Raw genomic sequence first — 13,651 nt, 5'->3', positions numbered from 1 at the left:
GAAAAGACAGAGGAGACACACACATGGCACGGGTCTACGTGAGCGCGGCGATGAACGCCACCATCGATCAGGCATGGTCCTTCCTGCGCGACTTCGGCGCGCTCGGCAACTACCACCCTTATTTCGAGAAGTCCTACATCGAGGACGGCAAGCCGTCCGACCAGGTCGGCTGCGTGCGCCACTTCACCGTGCGCGATGGCGGCGGCTACCTGCGCGAGCAACTGCTGGCGCTGTCCGACGACACCCACCGCTGCCGCTACCGCATCCTGCACATCGACGCGCCCTGGACCAACTACGTGGCGGAGATGCACCTGCTGCCCATCACCGAAGGCAACCGCTGCTTCGGCGAGTGGTGGGCCGAATGGGACGTGCCCGCCGACCAGGAGGCCGAGGCGCTGGAACGCGTGGCCGGCACCTTCCGCACCTTCTTCGAGTGCGTGAACGCGCACTACGAGAAGCGGAAATGAACGCCGTCTCGCCACCCACGGCCTGGGTGGTCGGCACCTTCGACACCAAGGCCGCGGAACTGGACTACCTTGCGGGCCTGGTGCGCGCGGCCGGCGTGCGCGTGGTCACGGTGGACGTGGGCACGCGCAGCGCACCGGGCGCGGCCGACATCGACGCCGCCGCCGTGGCCAGCCACCACCCGCGCGGCGTGGCCGCCGTGTTCGACACGCAAGACCGGGGCGAAGCCGTGATCGCCATGGGCGACGCGCTGGCCACGCTGGTGCGCACGCGCCTCGCGGCCGGCGAGATCCAGGCCATGCTGGGCGTGGGTGGCTCGGGCGGCAGTTCCATGATCGCGCCGGCCATGCGCCTGCTGCCCATCGGCGTGCCGAAGCTGCTGGTCTCCACCATGGCGGCGGGCAACGTGGCGGCCTACGTGGGCGTGGTGGACATGACGCTGATGTACCCGGTGACCGACATCGCCGGCCTCAACCGGCTCTCGCGCACCATCCTGGCCAACGCGGCACACGCGCTGGTGGGCATGCTGCAGCACCGCGTCCCGGTGGACAGCGCGCAGGACAAGCCCGCCATCGGCCTGACCATGTTCGGTGTCACCACCCCCTGCGTGCAGGCCGTGCGCGGGCTGCTGCAGGACGACTTCGACGCCCAGGTGTTCCACGCCAACGGCGCGGGCGGCCGCACGCTCGAAGCCCTGGCGGCCGCCGGCCTGCTGCGCGCGGTCGTGGACATCACCACCACCGAAGTGGGCCAGCACCTGGCCGGCGGCGTGTGCGACGCCGGCCCCGACCGGCTCGATGCCGCCGCGCGCCACGGCCTGCCCTGGATCGGCTCGGTCGGCGCGCTGGACATGATCAACTGGGGCGCCCCGTCCACCATTCCCGAACGGCACAAGGGCCGCCGCTTTCACGTGCACAACGCCGACGTGACGCTCATGCGCAGCAACGCGCAGGAGCTGGAAGCGGCGGCGCGGCGCATCGCCGAACAGCTCAACCGCGCGCCCGGCCCGGTGCGGCTGCTGCTGCCGCTGGGCGGGTTGTCGATGATCGACGCACCCGGCCAGCCGTTTCACGACCCGGCCGCCGACGCCGTGCTGTTCGACACCCTGAAGCGCCTGTTCGTGGTGAGCGACACGCACCTGCTGATCAGGCTGCCGCACCACATCAACGACCCGGCCTTCGCGGAGGCGGTGGCCGGACAAGTGAGGGCAGTGCTGGTGTAAGGTGCCGCTCCATGAGCACCGACACCGACCCCATCGAACAGGCCAAGGCCGCGTTCTTCGAAGGCAACGCCCTGTTCGAGGCCGGCCGGCTCGACGAGGCCATGGCGCGCTACCAGACCGCGCTCACGCTGGTGCCGGGGCGCCCATCCGTGCTTGCCAACCTGGGCGTGACGCAGTGCCGCCTGGGCCGCTGGACCGAGGCCGTGCACACCCTCGGCCAGGCCACGCGGGCCGATCCCGCGCACCGCGACGCCTGGATCGCGCTCGGGCTCTCGCACGATGCGCTCTCGAACTGGGCCGATGCGGCACAGGCGCTGCAGCAGGGCGTGAAGCTGGGGGCGTCCACCGCGCTGATCCAGCTGTCGCTCGCGAGCTGCCTCTTGCGGCTGGACCACGCCGACGAGGCGCTGCAGGCCCTGGACCAGGCACTGGTGCTGGACCCCACGCTGGCAGAAGCCTGGAGCCAGCGCGGCAGCCTGCTGCGCGACACCGGGCAATACGCAGAGGCCGCCCGCTGTTTCGAGCAGGCCCTGGCGCACGGTGGGGATGAGGAGCTGCACCGCTTCTACCTCGCCTCGGTCAAGGCAGGCGAGGCCATGCCCGTGCAACCGCCGCGCGCGTATGTGCAGGCCCTGTTCAACGAGTACGCCGACGATTTCCAGAGCCATCTCATCGAACACCTGAAGTACCAGGCGCACGAAACCCTGCTCGCGCCGCTGATCAAGGGCGGGCGGCGCTACCCGCTCGTGCTCGACCTGGGCTGCGGCACGGGGCTGTGTGGCCAGCTCATCCGCGCGCAGGCCGACGCGGTGGATGGTGTGGACCTCGCCCAGGCCATGGTGGAACAGGCACGCGCCAGTGGTGCCTACCGCCGCGTGGAGCAGGGCGATTTGCTCGGCTTCCTGCAGTCGCAGACCGATCCCGCCGATCTCGTGATCGCGGCCGATGTGTTCATCTACGTGGGCGCGCTCGACGCGGTGTTCGCCGCCGTGCACCAGCGCCTGCGCCCCGGCGGGCGTTTTGCGTTCTCGGTCGAACTTGCCCGTGGCGAGCCCGGTCTGCAGCTGCGGCCAAGCCTGCGCTACGCGCACACACCCGGCTACGTGGAACAACTGGCGCAGACCCACGGCTTTCGTCTGTGCCAGACCTGGCAGGCGCCCTTGCGCGAAGACCAGCAGAAACCGGTGATGGGCCTGTATGCGTTGCTGGAGCCGGTGTAGGCGGATTACTTCAGCGTCTGCGCGCCGTGGCGCAGCCGGTAGTCGCGCGGCCCCATGCCGAGGTGTGCGCGGAACGCCGCGGTGAAACGGCCATGGCATTCCCAGCCGGTTTCACTGGCCACATGCTGGATGCCGAGATGCGTCTCGCGCAACAGGCGGGCAGCCAGCTCCAGCCGCTGCGTGACGATCAGCCGGTACACCGAATCGCCTGACGCTTCCCGAACCCGTTGCTGCAGCCGGGCGCTGCTGCAACCGACCTGTTGCGCCAGCGCGGCCACCGTCCAGGCGCGCGCGGGCTGTTCGGCCACCAGGGCACGCACCTTGTCCGTGGCCTGTTGTGCGCTTGAGTCGCTGCTCGTTGCCGCCGAGCGCTTGCGGTGCAGAAGCCGCTCGATGTCCAGCAGCACGCAGGTCAGCAATTCCATCGACCGCGCATGGAACAACGGAACGAATGCGGCCTGATCGACCGGTTCGTCGCGGATACGCGCGAGGCAACTGCGCACGCGGGGCGTGAGCGCGGCGTTGCACAGCACATGTCCGTCATCGCGGTCCGTCAGTTCGTCGATCTGGCGCATCGGAAGCCGCACGCCCAGCGACCGCAGCCAATGCGGCACCAGCTCGCGGCGCAGCCGGAACTGCACGAAATGGTTGCGGCAGCCACCCGGGATGTGGATCAGGAAACCACCCGCGGCATTGGGCGTGCGCAGCAGCGCACGGTCTGTGTGAAAGTCCAGCGATGCCCCGTGCTCGCCGCCCACCTGGCCCTGCACGCGGCCTTCAAGGAAGAAAGTCAGCAGCAGTTCGCGGCTGGGATCGATCTGCACATGCAGGTCGTCGTTGAGCCGGAAATCGAAATACAGCGCCTGGGCGCCTTCCCACGCCGTCGTGCGGACCCGTGTGATGCGGCCGCCGTCGCTGGGCCAGCATATGCTGCGGCTGGCCTCGTCCTGTCGGCCCATGAGCTGTGTGCGAGCGCGCTCCGGTGAGGAACGCAACAGCATGGCATTGAAGTCGTCCTCGCGCCAGGGTGCGCTGCGCGGCGGTGCGGCTGGTGACGGGATCTGCACAGTTTGCTGTTGGTTTGGCATAAACGGTTCCGGGCTCCAGTCCTAGAGTTGCTCCATCGTTTTCAACCGGAGTTTAGTGATGAAGCAACCCCTTGTCTGCCGATCCCTGCACCTGGTGAGTGCGCTTGCGCGTGGCGGGTTGCTGGCGCTTGCCGCGCTGCTCGTGCCCTTGGTTAGCGCACACGCCCAGGCCTGGCCCGACCGCCCGGTGCGTCTGATCGTGCCCTTCGTGGCCGGGGGTGGGGCCGATGTGGCCGCGCGCCTGATCGCGGCCAGGCTGCAGGAGCGGCTGGGGCAGCAGATCGTGGTGCTCAACCGGCCGGGTGGCAACACCCTGATCGGTGCGCAGGAGCTGATGCGTGCGCCGCCCGACGGCTACACGCTGATGTGGTCGCTGGACCAGACCTTCGTGCTCAACCCTTCGCTTTATTCGCGCCTGCCCTACGCGCCGCAAAAGGACTTCACGCCGGTGGCGCTGGCCATCAACGGGCCGATCGCCGTGATCGCGGGCGGCCGACCCGACAGCGTGAAGGACATGGCGGACATCGTGGCGCGCGCCAAGGCCGCTCCCGGGCGGCTGAACGTCGGCTCGGCTGCCATCCTCTCGCAGATCGCCCACGAGGAGTTCAACCGCAGCGCGGGCATCCAGAGCGCGCGCATCCCCTACAAGGGCAGTGCCGAGGTGGCGCAGGCCACCGTGGCCGGGGACATCGACGTGGCGTTCGACGGCGTCGCTCCCTATGTGCAATTCGTGAAGGCGGGCCGTGCCAAGGTGCTCGCCGTGAGCTCGGCCCGCCGCTTCTCGGGCCTCCCCGATGTGCCGACCCTCGATGAACTGGGCTTCAAGGGTATCGACTTCTCCGTCTGGTTCGGCATCGTGGGCCCCGCCGGTCTGCCGCCTGATGTGGTGCAGCGCGTGGCCGAGGGCGTCGATTGGGCGGTGCGGCAGCCCGACGTGGTCGAGAAGCTGCTGGTGTTCGGGTTCGAGCCGGCAGCGCAGACCGGGTCGCAGGCACTTGCCACCCGCATCGACAAGGATCTGGAGCGTTATTCACCGGTGATCAAGCGCCTGGGCTTCAAGCTCGATTGATCGAGCCCCGTCGCGATGAAAACCGCCGGCCTGATCGGCGGCGTGGCCTGGCCGTCCACGCTGCTGTACTACCGCCTGCTCAACGAGCACGTGCAACGCGCCCTCGGCGGGCTGCATTCGGCCCGCTGCGTTATCACCAGCCTGGACTTCGCCCCCGTGCACGCCGAGATGGCGGCGGGCGAGCGCCACCGGGTCATCCGCCGCATGGAAGACGCGGCGCGCGAGCTGCGCGCCGCGGGTGCCGAGCTGGTGGCGATCCTGTCCAACACGGGCCACTTCGCTGCCGACGAAGTGGCCCGGGCCGCCGGCCTGCCACTGCTGCATCTGGTGCGCGAAACCGCCGACTGCATCCGCGCCGCCCATCCGACGATGCGCCGGCTTGGCCTGCTGGCCACGGGTTTTGCCGTCGAGGCGCCGTTCTTCGGCCGCTGGCTGGCCGAGCACGCGGGCTTCGAACTGCTGCTGCCCGATGCGGCCCAGCAACGCGCGCTGGACGCGACCATCTTCGGCCCGCTGGCGCACGGTGAGCCGACGCAGGACACCGTGGCGGACATCGACGCCCTGTGTGCCTCGCTGCGCGCCCGGGGTGCCGAGGCCGTGCTGCTCGGGTGCACCGAGCTCAGCCCGCTCGCCACGCAACTGCGCGCCGACTGCCCCGTGTTCGACAGCACCGACATCCATGCGCGCGCCATCGTGCGCGCCATGACGCTCTCCCACATCTCTTGTTTCCCGTCATAGCCACCTACCTTCCACACGGAGTTCGCCGCCATGCAGATCGCAGCCTTTCCACTTCCCTTTTCCCACGCGCCCTACAGCCGGGCCCTGTTCGATCACGACTGGGTGTTCGTCTCGGGCACCATCGGCATGGACTACGACGCGCAGCGCCTGGCCGTCACGCCCGAAGAGCAGACACAACTGATGTTGCGCAACATCGCCACCTACCTCGAGGCCTGTGGCGCGCGGCTCGAGCAGATCGTCAACTACACGCTGATCGTGTCCGAGCGGGAACATTTCGCGACCATCGTCGATACGCTGGCCCGCTTGCTGCCCTGCAAGCCCACCGGCACCGCGATGATCGCGGGCATTGCCGTGCCCGATGCCTTCGTGGAGATGCAGGTGATCGCCCGCAAGGGCATCGAGGTGAAGGCATGAAGGCGCTGCACGGAACCGGCATCGCGGCCGTGGCGCTCGCCGCGCTCGCGGCAGCCTGCGGAGGCGGCGACCCGGACTACACCGCGGAGCTGCGTCGCACGCAGTACGGGCTGGTGCACGTCAAGGCCGACGACTACCGGGGCCTGGGCTATGGCTACGGCTATGCGGTGGCGCAGGACCAGCTGTGCCTGCTGTCGGACCGGGTACGCACCCTGCGCGGCGAGCGTTCGGGCCGCCTCGGGCCCGATGGCCCCGCCCTGGTCGGGTTCCTGCCGCTGTCCAACCTCGCGAGCGACCTGTTCTATCGCGTGCAGCTCTCGGACGAGGAGGTGGAAACCGCCTGGGCGCAACTCTCGGCCGATGCGCAGGGACTGGCCGAAGGCTACGCAAGGGGCTTCTCGCGTTATGTGCGGGAGATGAAGGCCAGCGATCGCGACACGGCATGTGGTGGCGTCGAACCCCTGACCATGAAGGCCAGCGACGTGGTGCGTGCCACGATGCAGATCGGCTCGCTGTGGAAGGCTTTTCTGGTGGCGCCTTACGGCACGGCCTCGCGCTGGGAGGACCTGGCCTCCGCGGCCACCGTGCAGTCCGCGAACGTTGTGCCCGCGGGCGCAGGGGCCAGCAACGCCTGGGCGTTCGGCGCCGAGGCCACGGGAACCGGCAGCGCCGTCGTGGTGGCCAACCCGCACGCCTACTGGCAGGACCACTGGCTGCTGATGCACCAGGTGCACTTGAGGATCCCCGGAAAGATCGACGTGATGGGCGCGGACTTCATCGGCCTGCCCTTGCCGCTGGCGGGCTTCACGCGCGACGTCGCCTGGAGCATCGAGGCGCCTTCGACGGTGACCTATCCCCTGCTGGTGGCGGTGGAACTGCAGGCCGGGGCGCAGCCGGCCGTGGTGGTGGATGGGGTGGCCCGCCCGCTGGAGCGCAAGCGGGTGAAGGTGGCCGTTCGCCAGGCCGATGGCAGCGTGCAGGACCAGGTTTTCGAGTTGCCGCGTTCGCACCTGGGCCCGCTGTACCGGTTGCCCGCGCAGGGCAGCCGCCCCGCGGGCTGGTACGCGGTGACCGACCCGAACCAGGCCAATGCGCGCGGACTGGACCAGATGCTGGCCGCCGCGAAGGCCAGGAACGTGGCCGAGTTCGAGTCGGCCGTGGCCGATCACCGCGGCATCACCGCGCACCTGATCGCCGGGGACCGCCATGGCGGCGCCTTGTACATCGAGTCGGGCCCGCTGCTGGACGCGAGCGACGACGCACTGCGCGCCTGCGGCATCGACCCGGCAGCCGCCGGCATTCCCGTCGCGCTGGATGGCCGCAGAGCCGAGTGCGCGCTTCGCGATGCGCAGGGTCGGCCCCGGCTCGCGCCACCCGACCGCATCCCGGCGCTGTCCACCCGCGGTGTGGTGCAGAACGCCAACGACAACTACACGCACGCCGTGTTCGGCCAGCGCTTCGATGGCTATTCGTCGCTGCTGGGCAGTCCGCTGGCGCCGCCCAATCCACGCACCCGCATGTCGCAGCGCCAGATCGAGGGCTACCTGGCCCACGGCGGTGTCATTGACACGGAGAAGGCGCAGGACATGGTGTTCGCCAACCGCAACTACATGGCGGAGACACTGCTCGACGACCTGCTGGCGGTGTGCCGATCGGCACCACCGGCTGCGGGCGTGGACGGATCGTGCAACCTCCTCGCGGGGTGGGACCGCCGCAACGACACGACCAGCCGGGGTGCCTTGTTCTTCAACGAACTCTGGCGGCGCATCGGCACCCTGCCCGCGCTGTATGCCGAGGCCTACGACCCCGCCCAGCCGTTTCGCGTGCGAACGCTGTCAACCGATCCCGCTGTGGCCGATCAGATCGTGACGGCGCTGCAGGAAACCGCCGCCGCGCTGCAGGCGCTGGGGCTGCGGGGCGACGAGCCCTGGGGCCGCGTGCTGGCCCGCGGCACGGCCGACGGCAAGGTGGGGCTGCATGGTGGAGCCGGTGGCCAGGGCGTGCTCAACGTCATCGAGACCGGCCCGCTGGGACCCGATGGTTACCAGGGCATCGTTTCCGGCACGTCCTACATGCATGTGGTGACCTGGGAAGGCGGGCGTCTGGTCGCCCGCATGCTGGTGGCCAACGGTCAGTCGGCCGATCCGGCTTCAGCGCACCGCGACGACCAGCTTGGCCTGTTCGCTGCCGAGGCGCTGTTCACGCCCCCGTTCAGCGAAGCCGAGATCGCGGCCGATCCCGCCTTGCGCACGCAGCGGCTGAGCGAATGAGCGCGGACCAGGAAGGACACCGGGGGCCTGACCCTCCTTGCTCCGTGCTACCCCGTGTGTCGCCTCCACGGATGCCGCACTACCCCTTGGCGGGGCTGTACTTGAAGGTCGCGCGGATCACGCCGTGGTCGGTCGTGCCGTCGGCCTTGTGGTCGTCGAAGTTCAGGTGGTCGTTGTTGATCGACAGGCCGTCGAAGATCCAGATGCGCTTCTTGCTGTTGTCATAGAACTCCTGGCTCACCAGGATGTGGTCCAGCGACTCGCGGATGTCCTGGTGCACATGCGTGTAGTACACGTCGCGCGTGTCGCGGTACTCCTGCAGGGTCTGCGCGGTATACAGCGCGGTGTCGCCGCCGCCCTTGCTCTCGCCCACCAGGTAGCGGGGCTGCTCGGTCAGGATGTTGGCGGTGTTGCTGTGCTGGCCGTCGTTGATGTCGCCCAGCACGATCACCGGCGTGTCGCTGTCCTTCATCTGCTCCGAGAGCAGGAAGCGCACCGCCGCGGCCTCGGCGGTGCGGCGGATCGTGGAGAGCGCGGCGCCCAGGCCGGTGGCGTGCTTGGTGTAGAGCGGCCGGTCGGCCTTGTACCAGGGCTCGGTGAACACCTTGGTCGGGCCCTTGGACTTGAAGTGGCAGACGTAGACATGCACGTCCGGCCCGGTCTTGCGCGGGCGGATCGTGAAGTGCAGCACCGGGCGCGAAAAGCCCTCGATGTTGACGGCGATGCGCGGCGTCTGCGGATCGTCGCCCCGGGACTGCAGCACGAAACCGGGCGGGAAGGCCGCGATCCATTCCGGCGCGCCATGCAGCAGGCCCTTGCGCACGATGGCGCTGCAGGTGATGCGGCTGCCATTGGCCTCGGGTGGTGCCAGCAGGTCGTACTCGGCGGCGAGCCCGGCAGCCTCCAGCACACGGGCAAGCGAGTCCGCATGCCAGAGTTCCTGGAAACCGAACACGTCGGCCCGGAGCACGCGCAGTTGCCGGGCCGCCCAGTCGATCTTCAGGTCGTATTCGGCCTGGGTCCAGCCGTCGCGGTCGGTGTAGATGGGCAGGCCGGGTTCGTTCAGGTTGTACAGGTTGAACGAGCCGATGCTGAGCTGGCGCAGGTTCATGGCGGGGCTCCTCGTCGCGGGATGGGTCACTGTGCGCCGCGGCCGGCGACCCCGCATCCCCCAGGATGGGGACGCCGCATCAACCCGAGCGCCGCGCCACCCAGTAAGTGGCGCCTTCGGTGCCGTAGCGCTCGGCGTGCGGCACCTCGGCTTCGAGCTCGAAGGTGTCGCCTGGTCGCAGCTGGCGGGTGAGGTCGCCCACGGTGAGCCACATCTCGCCGCGCACCACCACGGCCTTGGCGGCGAAGGGGTGGGTGTGCATGTCCAGCAGCGTCAGGGGCGCCCATTCGCGCTCCAGCGCCTCGTCGTAGCCCTCGATCAGGGCCTGCAGGCGGAAAGCTTCGAATGAAGAGGTGTTCATGCGTCTGGATTGTGGTGCAACCGGCCCCGGGGTCAAGCGTTAGCATGGCGCCTTTCTCTGGTTCTATTGGTACAGCGAAAGGTTCCTCCCATGTCCCACATGCTCCTGATCGTCGAGCCCGCCGGGCAGCGCGCCACCCGCACCGAAGCCCAGGGCCGCGAGGTCTACGCCCGCATGCAGCAGTTTGGTGAAGCCCTCAAGGCGCGCGGCAAGCTGCTGGCGGTGGAGTCGCTGGCGTCCCAGTCGAGCGCGGTGCGCGTGAGCAAGGCCGGCGGCGGCAAGGCCCAGGTGCTGGACGGCCCGTTTGCCGAGGCCAAGGAGATGGTCGGCGGCTTCTACCTGCTCGACTGCAACAGCATGGACGAGGCCGTGGCGATCGCGCACGAGTGCCCGGCCGCCGAATGGGCCACGGTGGAGGTGCGCGCGATCGCGCCCTGTTACGACGAGAGTCGCGGCTGATTTGTAACAAGCGCGGGGTGGCTGTCGAAAACCCCGCGCCTGCTTCGTCATACCGGTTGAAGCCCTCTTCAACAGGAGTTTTCCATGACGACAGCACCCCGCATCCAGCCCTGCCTGTGGTTCGACCACCAGGCCGAGGAAGCCGTCCGGTTCTACGTGTCGGTGTTCCCGAACTCGCGCATCGGCGCGATCACCCGCTACGGCCCCGGCGCGCAACTGCCCGAGGGCACGGTGCTCACGATCGACTTCGAGCTCGACGGACAGCACCACACCGCGCTCAACGGCGGCCCGCATTTCCAGTTCTCCCCCGCCATTTCCTTCGTGGTGCGCTGCAAGACGCAGGATGAGGTGGACCACTACTGGAAGCGGCTCTCGGCCGTGCCCGAGCAGGAACGCTGCGGCTGGCTGAAGGACCGCTACGGCCTGTCGTGGCAGATCGTGCCCGAACAGGTCATGCTGATGCTGCAGCACCCCGACGCCGCGCGCCGCCAGAGCGTCACGCTGGCGCTGCTGGCCATGGGCCGGCTCGACATCGCCGCCCTGCAGCACGCCTTCGACCACCCCTGAACCCCCAGACAAGGAGCACCCCATGCGATTCATGATCATCGTCAAGTCCTGCGACGAATTCGAGGCCGAGACCAGTCCCGCGCCCGATGAGGAACTGATGGCGGAGATGGTCCGCTACCACGAGGAACTCGCCCAGGCCGGCGTGCTGCTCGATGGCTCGGGCCTGCACCCCAGCCGCAAGGGCTGGCGCGTGCACTACGGTGCCGACGGCAGCCGCCGCGTCGTTGACGGCCCGTTCGCCGAGGCCAAGGAACTCATCGCCGGCTACACCCTGATCCAGGTGCGCTCGCGCGAGGAGGCGCTGGAGTGGAGCCGGCGCTTTCCCAACCCGGCGGGCAAGGGCAAGGACGCCGTGATCGAGCTGCGCCAGCTCTACGAGATGGACGACTTTCCGCCCAGCCAGCCGCTGGAGGACTTCAGGAAGCTCGACGCCATGCAGGGGCAGAAGCGCTGAGAGGAGCCACCATGAAAACGCAACACTTCGAGATCCTGATCCAGGCCCCGCGCGAGCGGGTGTGGACCACCATGCTGCAGTCGCCCACCTACGAACAATGGACCAGCACCTTCTGCGAAGGCTCGCGGTTCGAGGGATCGTGGGACCAGGGCCAGGCGATCCGCTTCCTGGACCCGGCGGGCAACGGCATGGTGTCCGAGATCGCCGAGCACCGGCCGGCCGAATTCGTGTCCATCCGCCACCTGGGCTTCATCGAGAACGGCAAGGAAGACACCACCAGCGAAGCGGTGCGCGCCTGGGCGCCCTGCCACGAGAACTACAGCTTCAGCGATGAAGGCGGTGGCACCCGCCTGCGCGTGGACACCGACGTGTTCGGCGACTACGAGGAGATGATGGCCAGGACCTGGCCCCTCGCCCTGGAAAGCCTCAAGGCCCTGTGCGAAGGCACGAAACGCTGACCCCCGACCAAGGAGAAACCACCATGCTGCGCCAGATCTTCGTCAACCTGCCCATCAAGGACATGGCCCGTTCGCAGGCCTTTTTCAAGGCCCTGGGCCTGCGCTTCAACCAGCAGTTCACCAACGAGCAGGGGGCCTGCCTGGAGATTGCGGACAACATCTACGCCATGCTGCTGGTCGAGCCCTTCTTCCAGGGCTTCACCAGGCTGCCGATCTCCGACGCGAGGAAGGCGACCGAGGTGCTGATCGCGCTCTCGTGCGACAGCCGTGCCGAGGTCGACGAGCTGGTGGCCAAGGCCGTGGCCGCCGGCGCCACCACGCCCAACGCACCGCAGGACCACGGCTTCATGTACCAGCATGGTTTCGCCGACCTCGATGGCCACCAGTGGGAGGTGTTCTGGATGGACGTGAGCGCCGCTCCGGCTCAGATGTAAATTCCGGCCCATGCATTCCGGTGTCCACCAGGCCATTGCCACCGTCTGGCGTCTCGAGTCGGCGCGCATCACCGCGTCCGTGGCGCGCGTGGTGCGCGACATCGGCGTGGCCGAAGAACTGGCGCAGGACGCGCTGGTGGCCGCGCTGGAACACTGGCCCAGGGACGGCGTGCCCGACAACCCCGCCGCCTGGCTCATGACCACCGCCAAGCGCCGCGCGCTCGACCACCTGCGCCACCGCCAGATGGCCGAGGAAAAGCACGACGGCATCGCCGCCGACATGGAGGCGCTGGGCGCGACGCACGTGCCCGATTTCGTCGACGCGCTCGACGAAGCCCGGCAGGACGACATCGGTGACGACCTGCTGCGCCTGGTCTTCACCGCCTGCCACCCCGTTCTGGGCACCGAGGCGCGCGTGGCGCTCACGCTCAAGCTGCTGGGCGGCCTGACCACGCACGAGATCGCGCGCGCCTTCCTCGTGCCCGAGGCCACCATCGCGCAGCGCATCGTGCGCGCCAAGCGCACGCTCAGCGAGGCCGGCGTGCCCTACGAGGTGCCGCGCGGCGAGGCGCTGGGCGAGCGCCTGGCCTCGGTGCTGGAGGTGGTGTACCTGGTGTTCAACGAGGGCTACACGGCCACCAGCGGTGGCGACTGGATGCGCCCGGACCTGTGCAACGAAGCCCTGCGCCTGGGCCGCATGCTCGCCGGCATCGCGCCGCAGCAGCCCGAGGTGCACGGCCTGCTGGCGCTGATGGAGATCCAGGCCTCGCGCACCGACGCGCGCACCGACGCGCAAGGCCGCCCGGTGCTGCTGAACGACCAGGACCGCAGCCGCTGGGACCACCTGCTGATCCGCCGCGGCCTGGCCGCGCTGGACCGTGCCGACCTGCTCACCACCGAGCCCGGCCCCTACCACCTGCAGGCCGCCATCGCGGCCTGCCATGCGCGCGCAGCGCGGGCCGCCGACACCGACTGGGCGCGCATCGCCGCGCTGTATGGCGAGCTTGCGCGTGTGGCGCCCTCGCCGGTGGTCGAACTCAACCGCGCGGTGGCCGTGTCCATGCACGCGGGGCCCGCCGCCGGCCTGGTGCTGGTGGATGCGCTGATGAAGAACAAGTCCCTGCGGCAGTACCACTGGCTGCCCAGCGTGCGCGGTGACCTGCTGGAGAAGCTGGACCGCCGGGACGAGGCGCGTGCCGAGTTCGAGCGCGCGGCCGAACTGGCGGGCAACGAGCGGGAGAAGGCCTTCCTGCTCGACAGAGCCAGCAGTCTGACCTGAAACGGCGGCACTGTCTCCGGGTGTTAGCCCCATGGCGCCCCG

16 protein-coding genes are annotated in these 13,651 nt (G+C 69.1%); 13 read left to right on the top strand and 3 right to left on the bottom strand.

Translation table 11 applies throughout. The annotated features are described in order from the left end of the window. Nucleotides 1-23: 23 nt before the first annotated feature. The 3 genes from K5880_RS06855 to K5880_RS06845 are packed head-to-tail and all read left to right on the top strand — an operon-like array spanning nucleotide 24 to nucleotide 2,907. Nucleotides 24-467 carry an SRPBCC family protein gene (locus K5880_RS06855; protein ID WP_297650120.1) on the top strand — a complete coding sequence of 148 codons (444 nt, stop codon included), beginning with the start codon at nucleotides 24-26 and terminating at the stop codon, nucleotides 465-467. Beyond that, the gene (locus K5880_RS06850) at nucleotides 464-1,687 is read left to right on the top strand and encodes a Tm-1-like ATP-binding domain-containing protein (protein ID WP_297650116.1); all 1,224 of its coding nucleotides are present in this window, start codon (nucleotides 464-466) and stop codon (nucleotides 1,685-1,687) included. Before K5880_RS06855 ends, K5880_RS06850 begins: the two co-directional genes overlap by 4 nt. An 11-nt stretch (nucleotides 1,688-1,698) precedes the next feature. Then, complete coding sequence (locus tag K5880_RS06845) at nucleotides 1,699-2,907, top strand: tetratricopeptide repeat protein (RefSeq protein ID WP_297650114.1); 1,209 nt, start codon at nucleotides 1,699-1,701, stop codon at nucleotides 2,905-2,907. Nucleotides 2,908-2,912: 5 nt separating this feature from the next. Here the strand turns inward: K5880_RS06845 and K5880_RS06840 are convergent, their stop codons facing one another. Then, complete coding sequence (locus tag K5880_RS06840; RefSeq protein ID WP_297650112.1) at nucleotides 2,913-3,995, bottom strand: AraC family transcriptional regulator; 1,083 nt, start codon at nucleotides 3,993-3,995, stop codon at nucleotides 2,913-2,915. Nucleotides 3,996-4,053: 58 nt separating this feature from the next. Here K5880_RS06840 and K5880_RS06835 point away from each other — a divergent pair, with 58 nt between their 5' ends. The 4 genes from K5880_RS06835 to K5880_RS06820 are packed head-to-tail and all read left to right on the top strand — an operon-like array spanning nucleotide 4,054 to nucleotide 8,486. Beyond that, nucleotides 4,054-5,064: a tripartite tricarboxylate transporter substrate binding protein gene (locus K5880_RS06835; protein ID WP_297650110.1), complete on the top strand. Its 1,011-nt coding sequence runs from the start codon at nucleotides 4,054-4,056 to the stop codon at nucleotides 5,062-5,064. A 15-nt stretch (nucleotides 5,065-5,079) separates the two neighbouring features. Further along, the gene (locus K5880_RS06830) at nucleotides 5,080-5,802 is read left to right on the top strand and encodes an amino acid racemase (protein WP_297650108.1); all 723 of its coding nucleotides are present in this window, start codon (nucleotides 5,080-5,082) and stop codon (nucleotides 5,800-5,802) included. A 30-nt stretch (nucleotides 5,803-5,832) separates the two neighbouring features. Then, nucleotides 5,833-6,216: a RidA family protein gene (locus K5880_RS06825; protein WP_297650106.1), complete on the top strand. Its 384-nt coding sequence runs from the start codon at nucleotides 5,833-5,835 to the stop codon at nucleotides 6,214-6,216. Then, entirely contained in the window at nucleotides 6,213-8,486 is a 2,274-nt protein-coding gene (locus tag K5880_RS06820) for a penicillin acylase family protein (RefSeq protein ID WP_297650104.1), read from the top strand. Before K5880_RS06825 ends, K5880_RS06820 begins: the two co-directional genes overlap by 4 nt. Before the next feature lie 79 nt (nucleotides 8,487-8,565). On the opposite strand, the gene K5880_RS06815 is transcribed toward K5880_RS06820, so the two are convergent. Continuing rightward, on the bottom strand, nucleotides 8,566-9,597 hold the full coding sequence (locus K5880_RS06815) for an endonuclease/exonuclease/phosphatase family protein (RefSeq protein ID WP_297650102.1): 1,032 nt from the start codon (nucleotides 9,595-9,597) through the stop codon (nucleotides 8,566-8,568). A gap of 79 nt (nucleotides 9,598-9,676) precedes the next feature. After that, nucleotides 9,677-9,958 (bottom strand): cupin domain-containing protein, encoded by a 282-nt coding sequence (locus K5880_RS06810; RefSeq protein ID WP_297650101.1) that lies wholly within the window; start codon nucleotides 9,956-9,958, stop codon nucleotides 9,677-9,679. A gap of 90 nt (nucleotides 9,959-10,048) precedes the next feature. Between K5880_RS06810 and K5880_RS06805 the strand changes: the two genes are divergently transcribed. The 6 genes from K5880_RS06805 (at nucleotide 10,049) to K5880_RS06780 (ending at nucleotide 13,609) form a co-directional block, all read left to right on the top strand. Then, nucleotides 10,049-10,417 (top strand): YciI family protein, encoded by a 369-nt coding sequence (locus tag K5880_RS06805; protein ID WP_297650099.1) that lies wholly within the window; start codon nucleotides 10,049-10,051, stop codon nucleotides 10,415-10,417. Nucleotides 10,418-10,501: 84 nt separating this feature from the next. Next, nucleotides 10,502-10,984 carry a VOC family protein gene (locus K5880_RS06800; protein ID WP_297650097.1) on the top strand — a complete coding sequence of 161 codons (483 nt, stop codon included), beginning with the start codon at nucleotides 10,502-10,504 and terminating at the stop codon, nucleotides 10,982-10,984. A gap of 22 nt (nucleotides 10,985-11,006) precedes the next feature. Next, nucleotides 11,007-11,438 carry a YciI family protein gene (locus tag K5880_RS06795; RefSeq protein ID WP_297650095.1) on the top strand — a complete coding sequence of 144 codons (432 nt, stop codon included), beginning with the start codon at nucleotides 11,007-11,009 and terminating at the stop codon, nucleotides 11,436-11,438. Nucleotides 11,439-11,449: 11 nt separating this feature from the next. Further along, nucleotides 11,450-11,896 carry an SRPBCC domain-containing protein gene (locus K5880_RS06790; RefSeq protein WP_297650093.1) on the top strand — a complete coding sequence of 149 codons (447 nt, stop codon included), beginning with the start codon at nucleotides 11,450-11,452 and terminating at the stop codon, nucleotides 11,894-11,896. A gap of 23 nt (nucleotides 11,897-11,919) precedes the next feature. Next, nucleotides 11,920-12,330, top strand: a complete 411-nt coding sequence (locus K5880_RS06785; RefSeq protein WP_297650091.1) for a VOC family protein — start codon at nucleotides 11,920-11,922, stop codon at nucleotides 12,328-12,330. A gap of 10 nt (nucleotides 12,331-12,340) precedes the next feature. Further along, nucleotides 12,341-13,609, top strand: a complete 1,269-nt coding sequence (locus tag K5880_RS06780) for an RNA polymerase sigma factor (protein ID WP_297650089.1) — start codon at nucleotides 12,341-12,343, stop codon at nucleotides 13,607-13,609. The last annotated feature ends 42 nt before the right edge of the window (nucleotides 13,610-13,651 follow it).

It is taken from the genome of Hydrogenophaga sp., from assembly GCF_025699295.1.
Taxonomy (GTDB): domain Bacteria; phylum Pseudomonadota; class Gammaproteobacteria; order Burkholderiales; family Burkholderiaceae_C; genus Hydrogenophaga.
The sequence above is the reverse complement of the archived record's forward strand: the minus strand, read 5'-3'. Positions and strand labels throughout refer to the sequence as shown.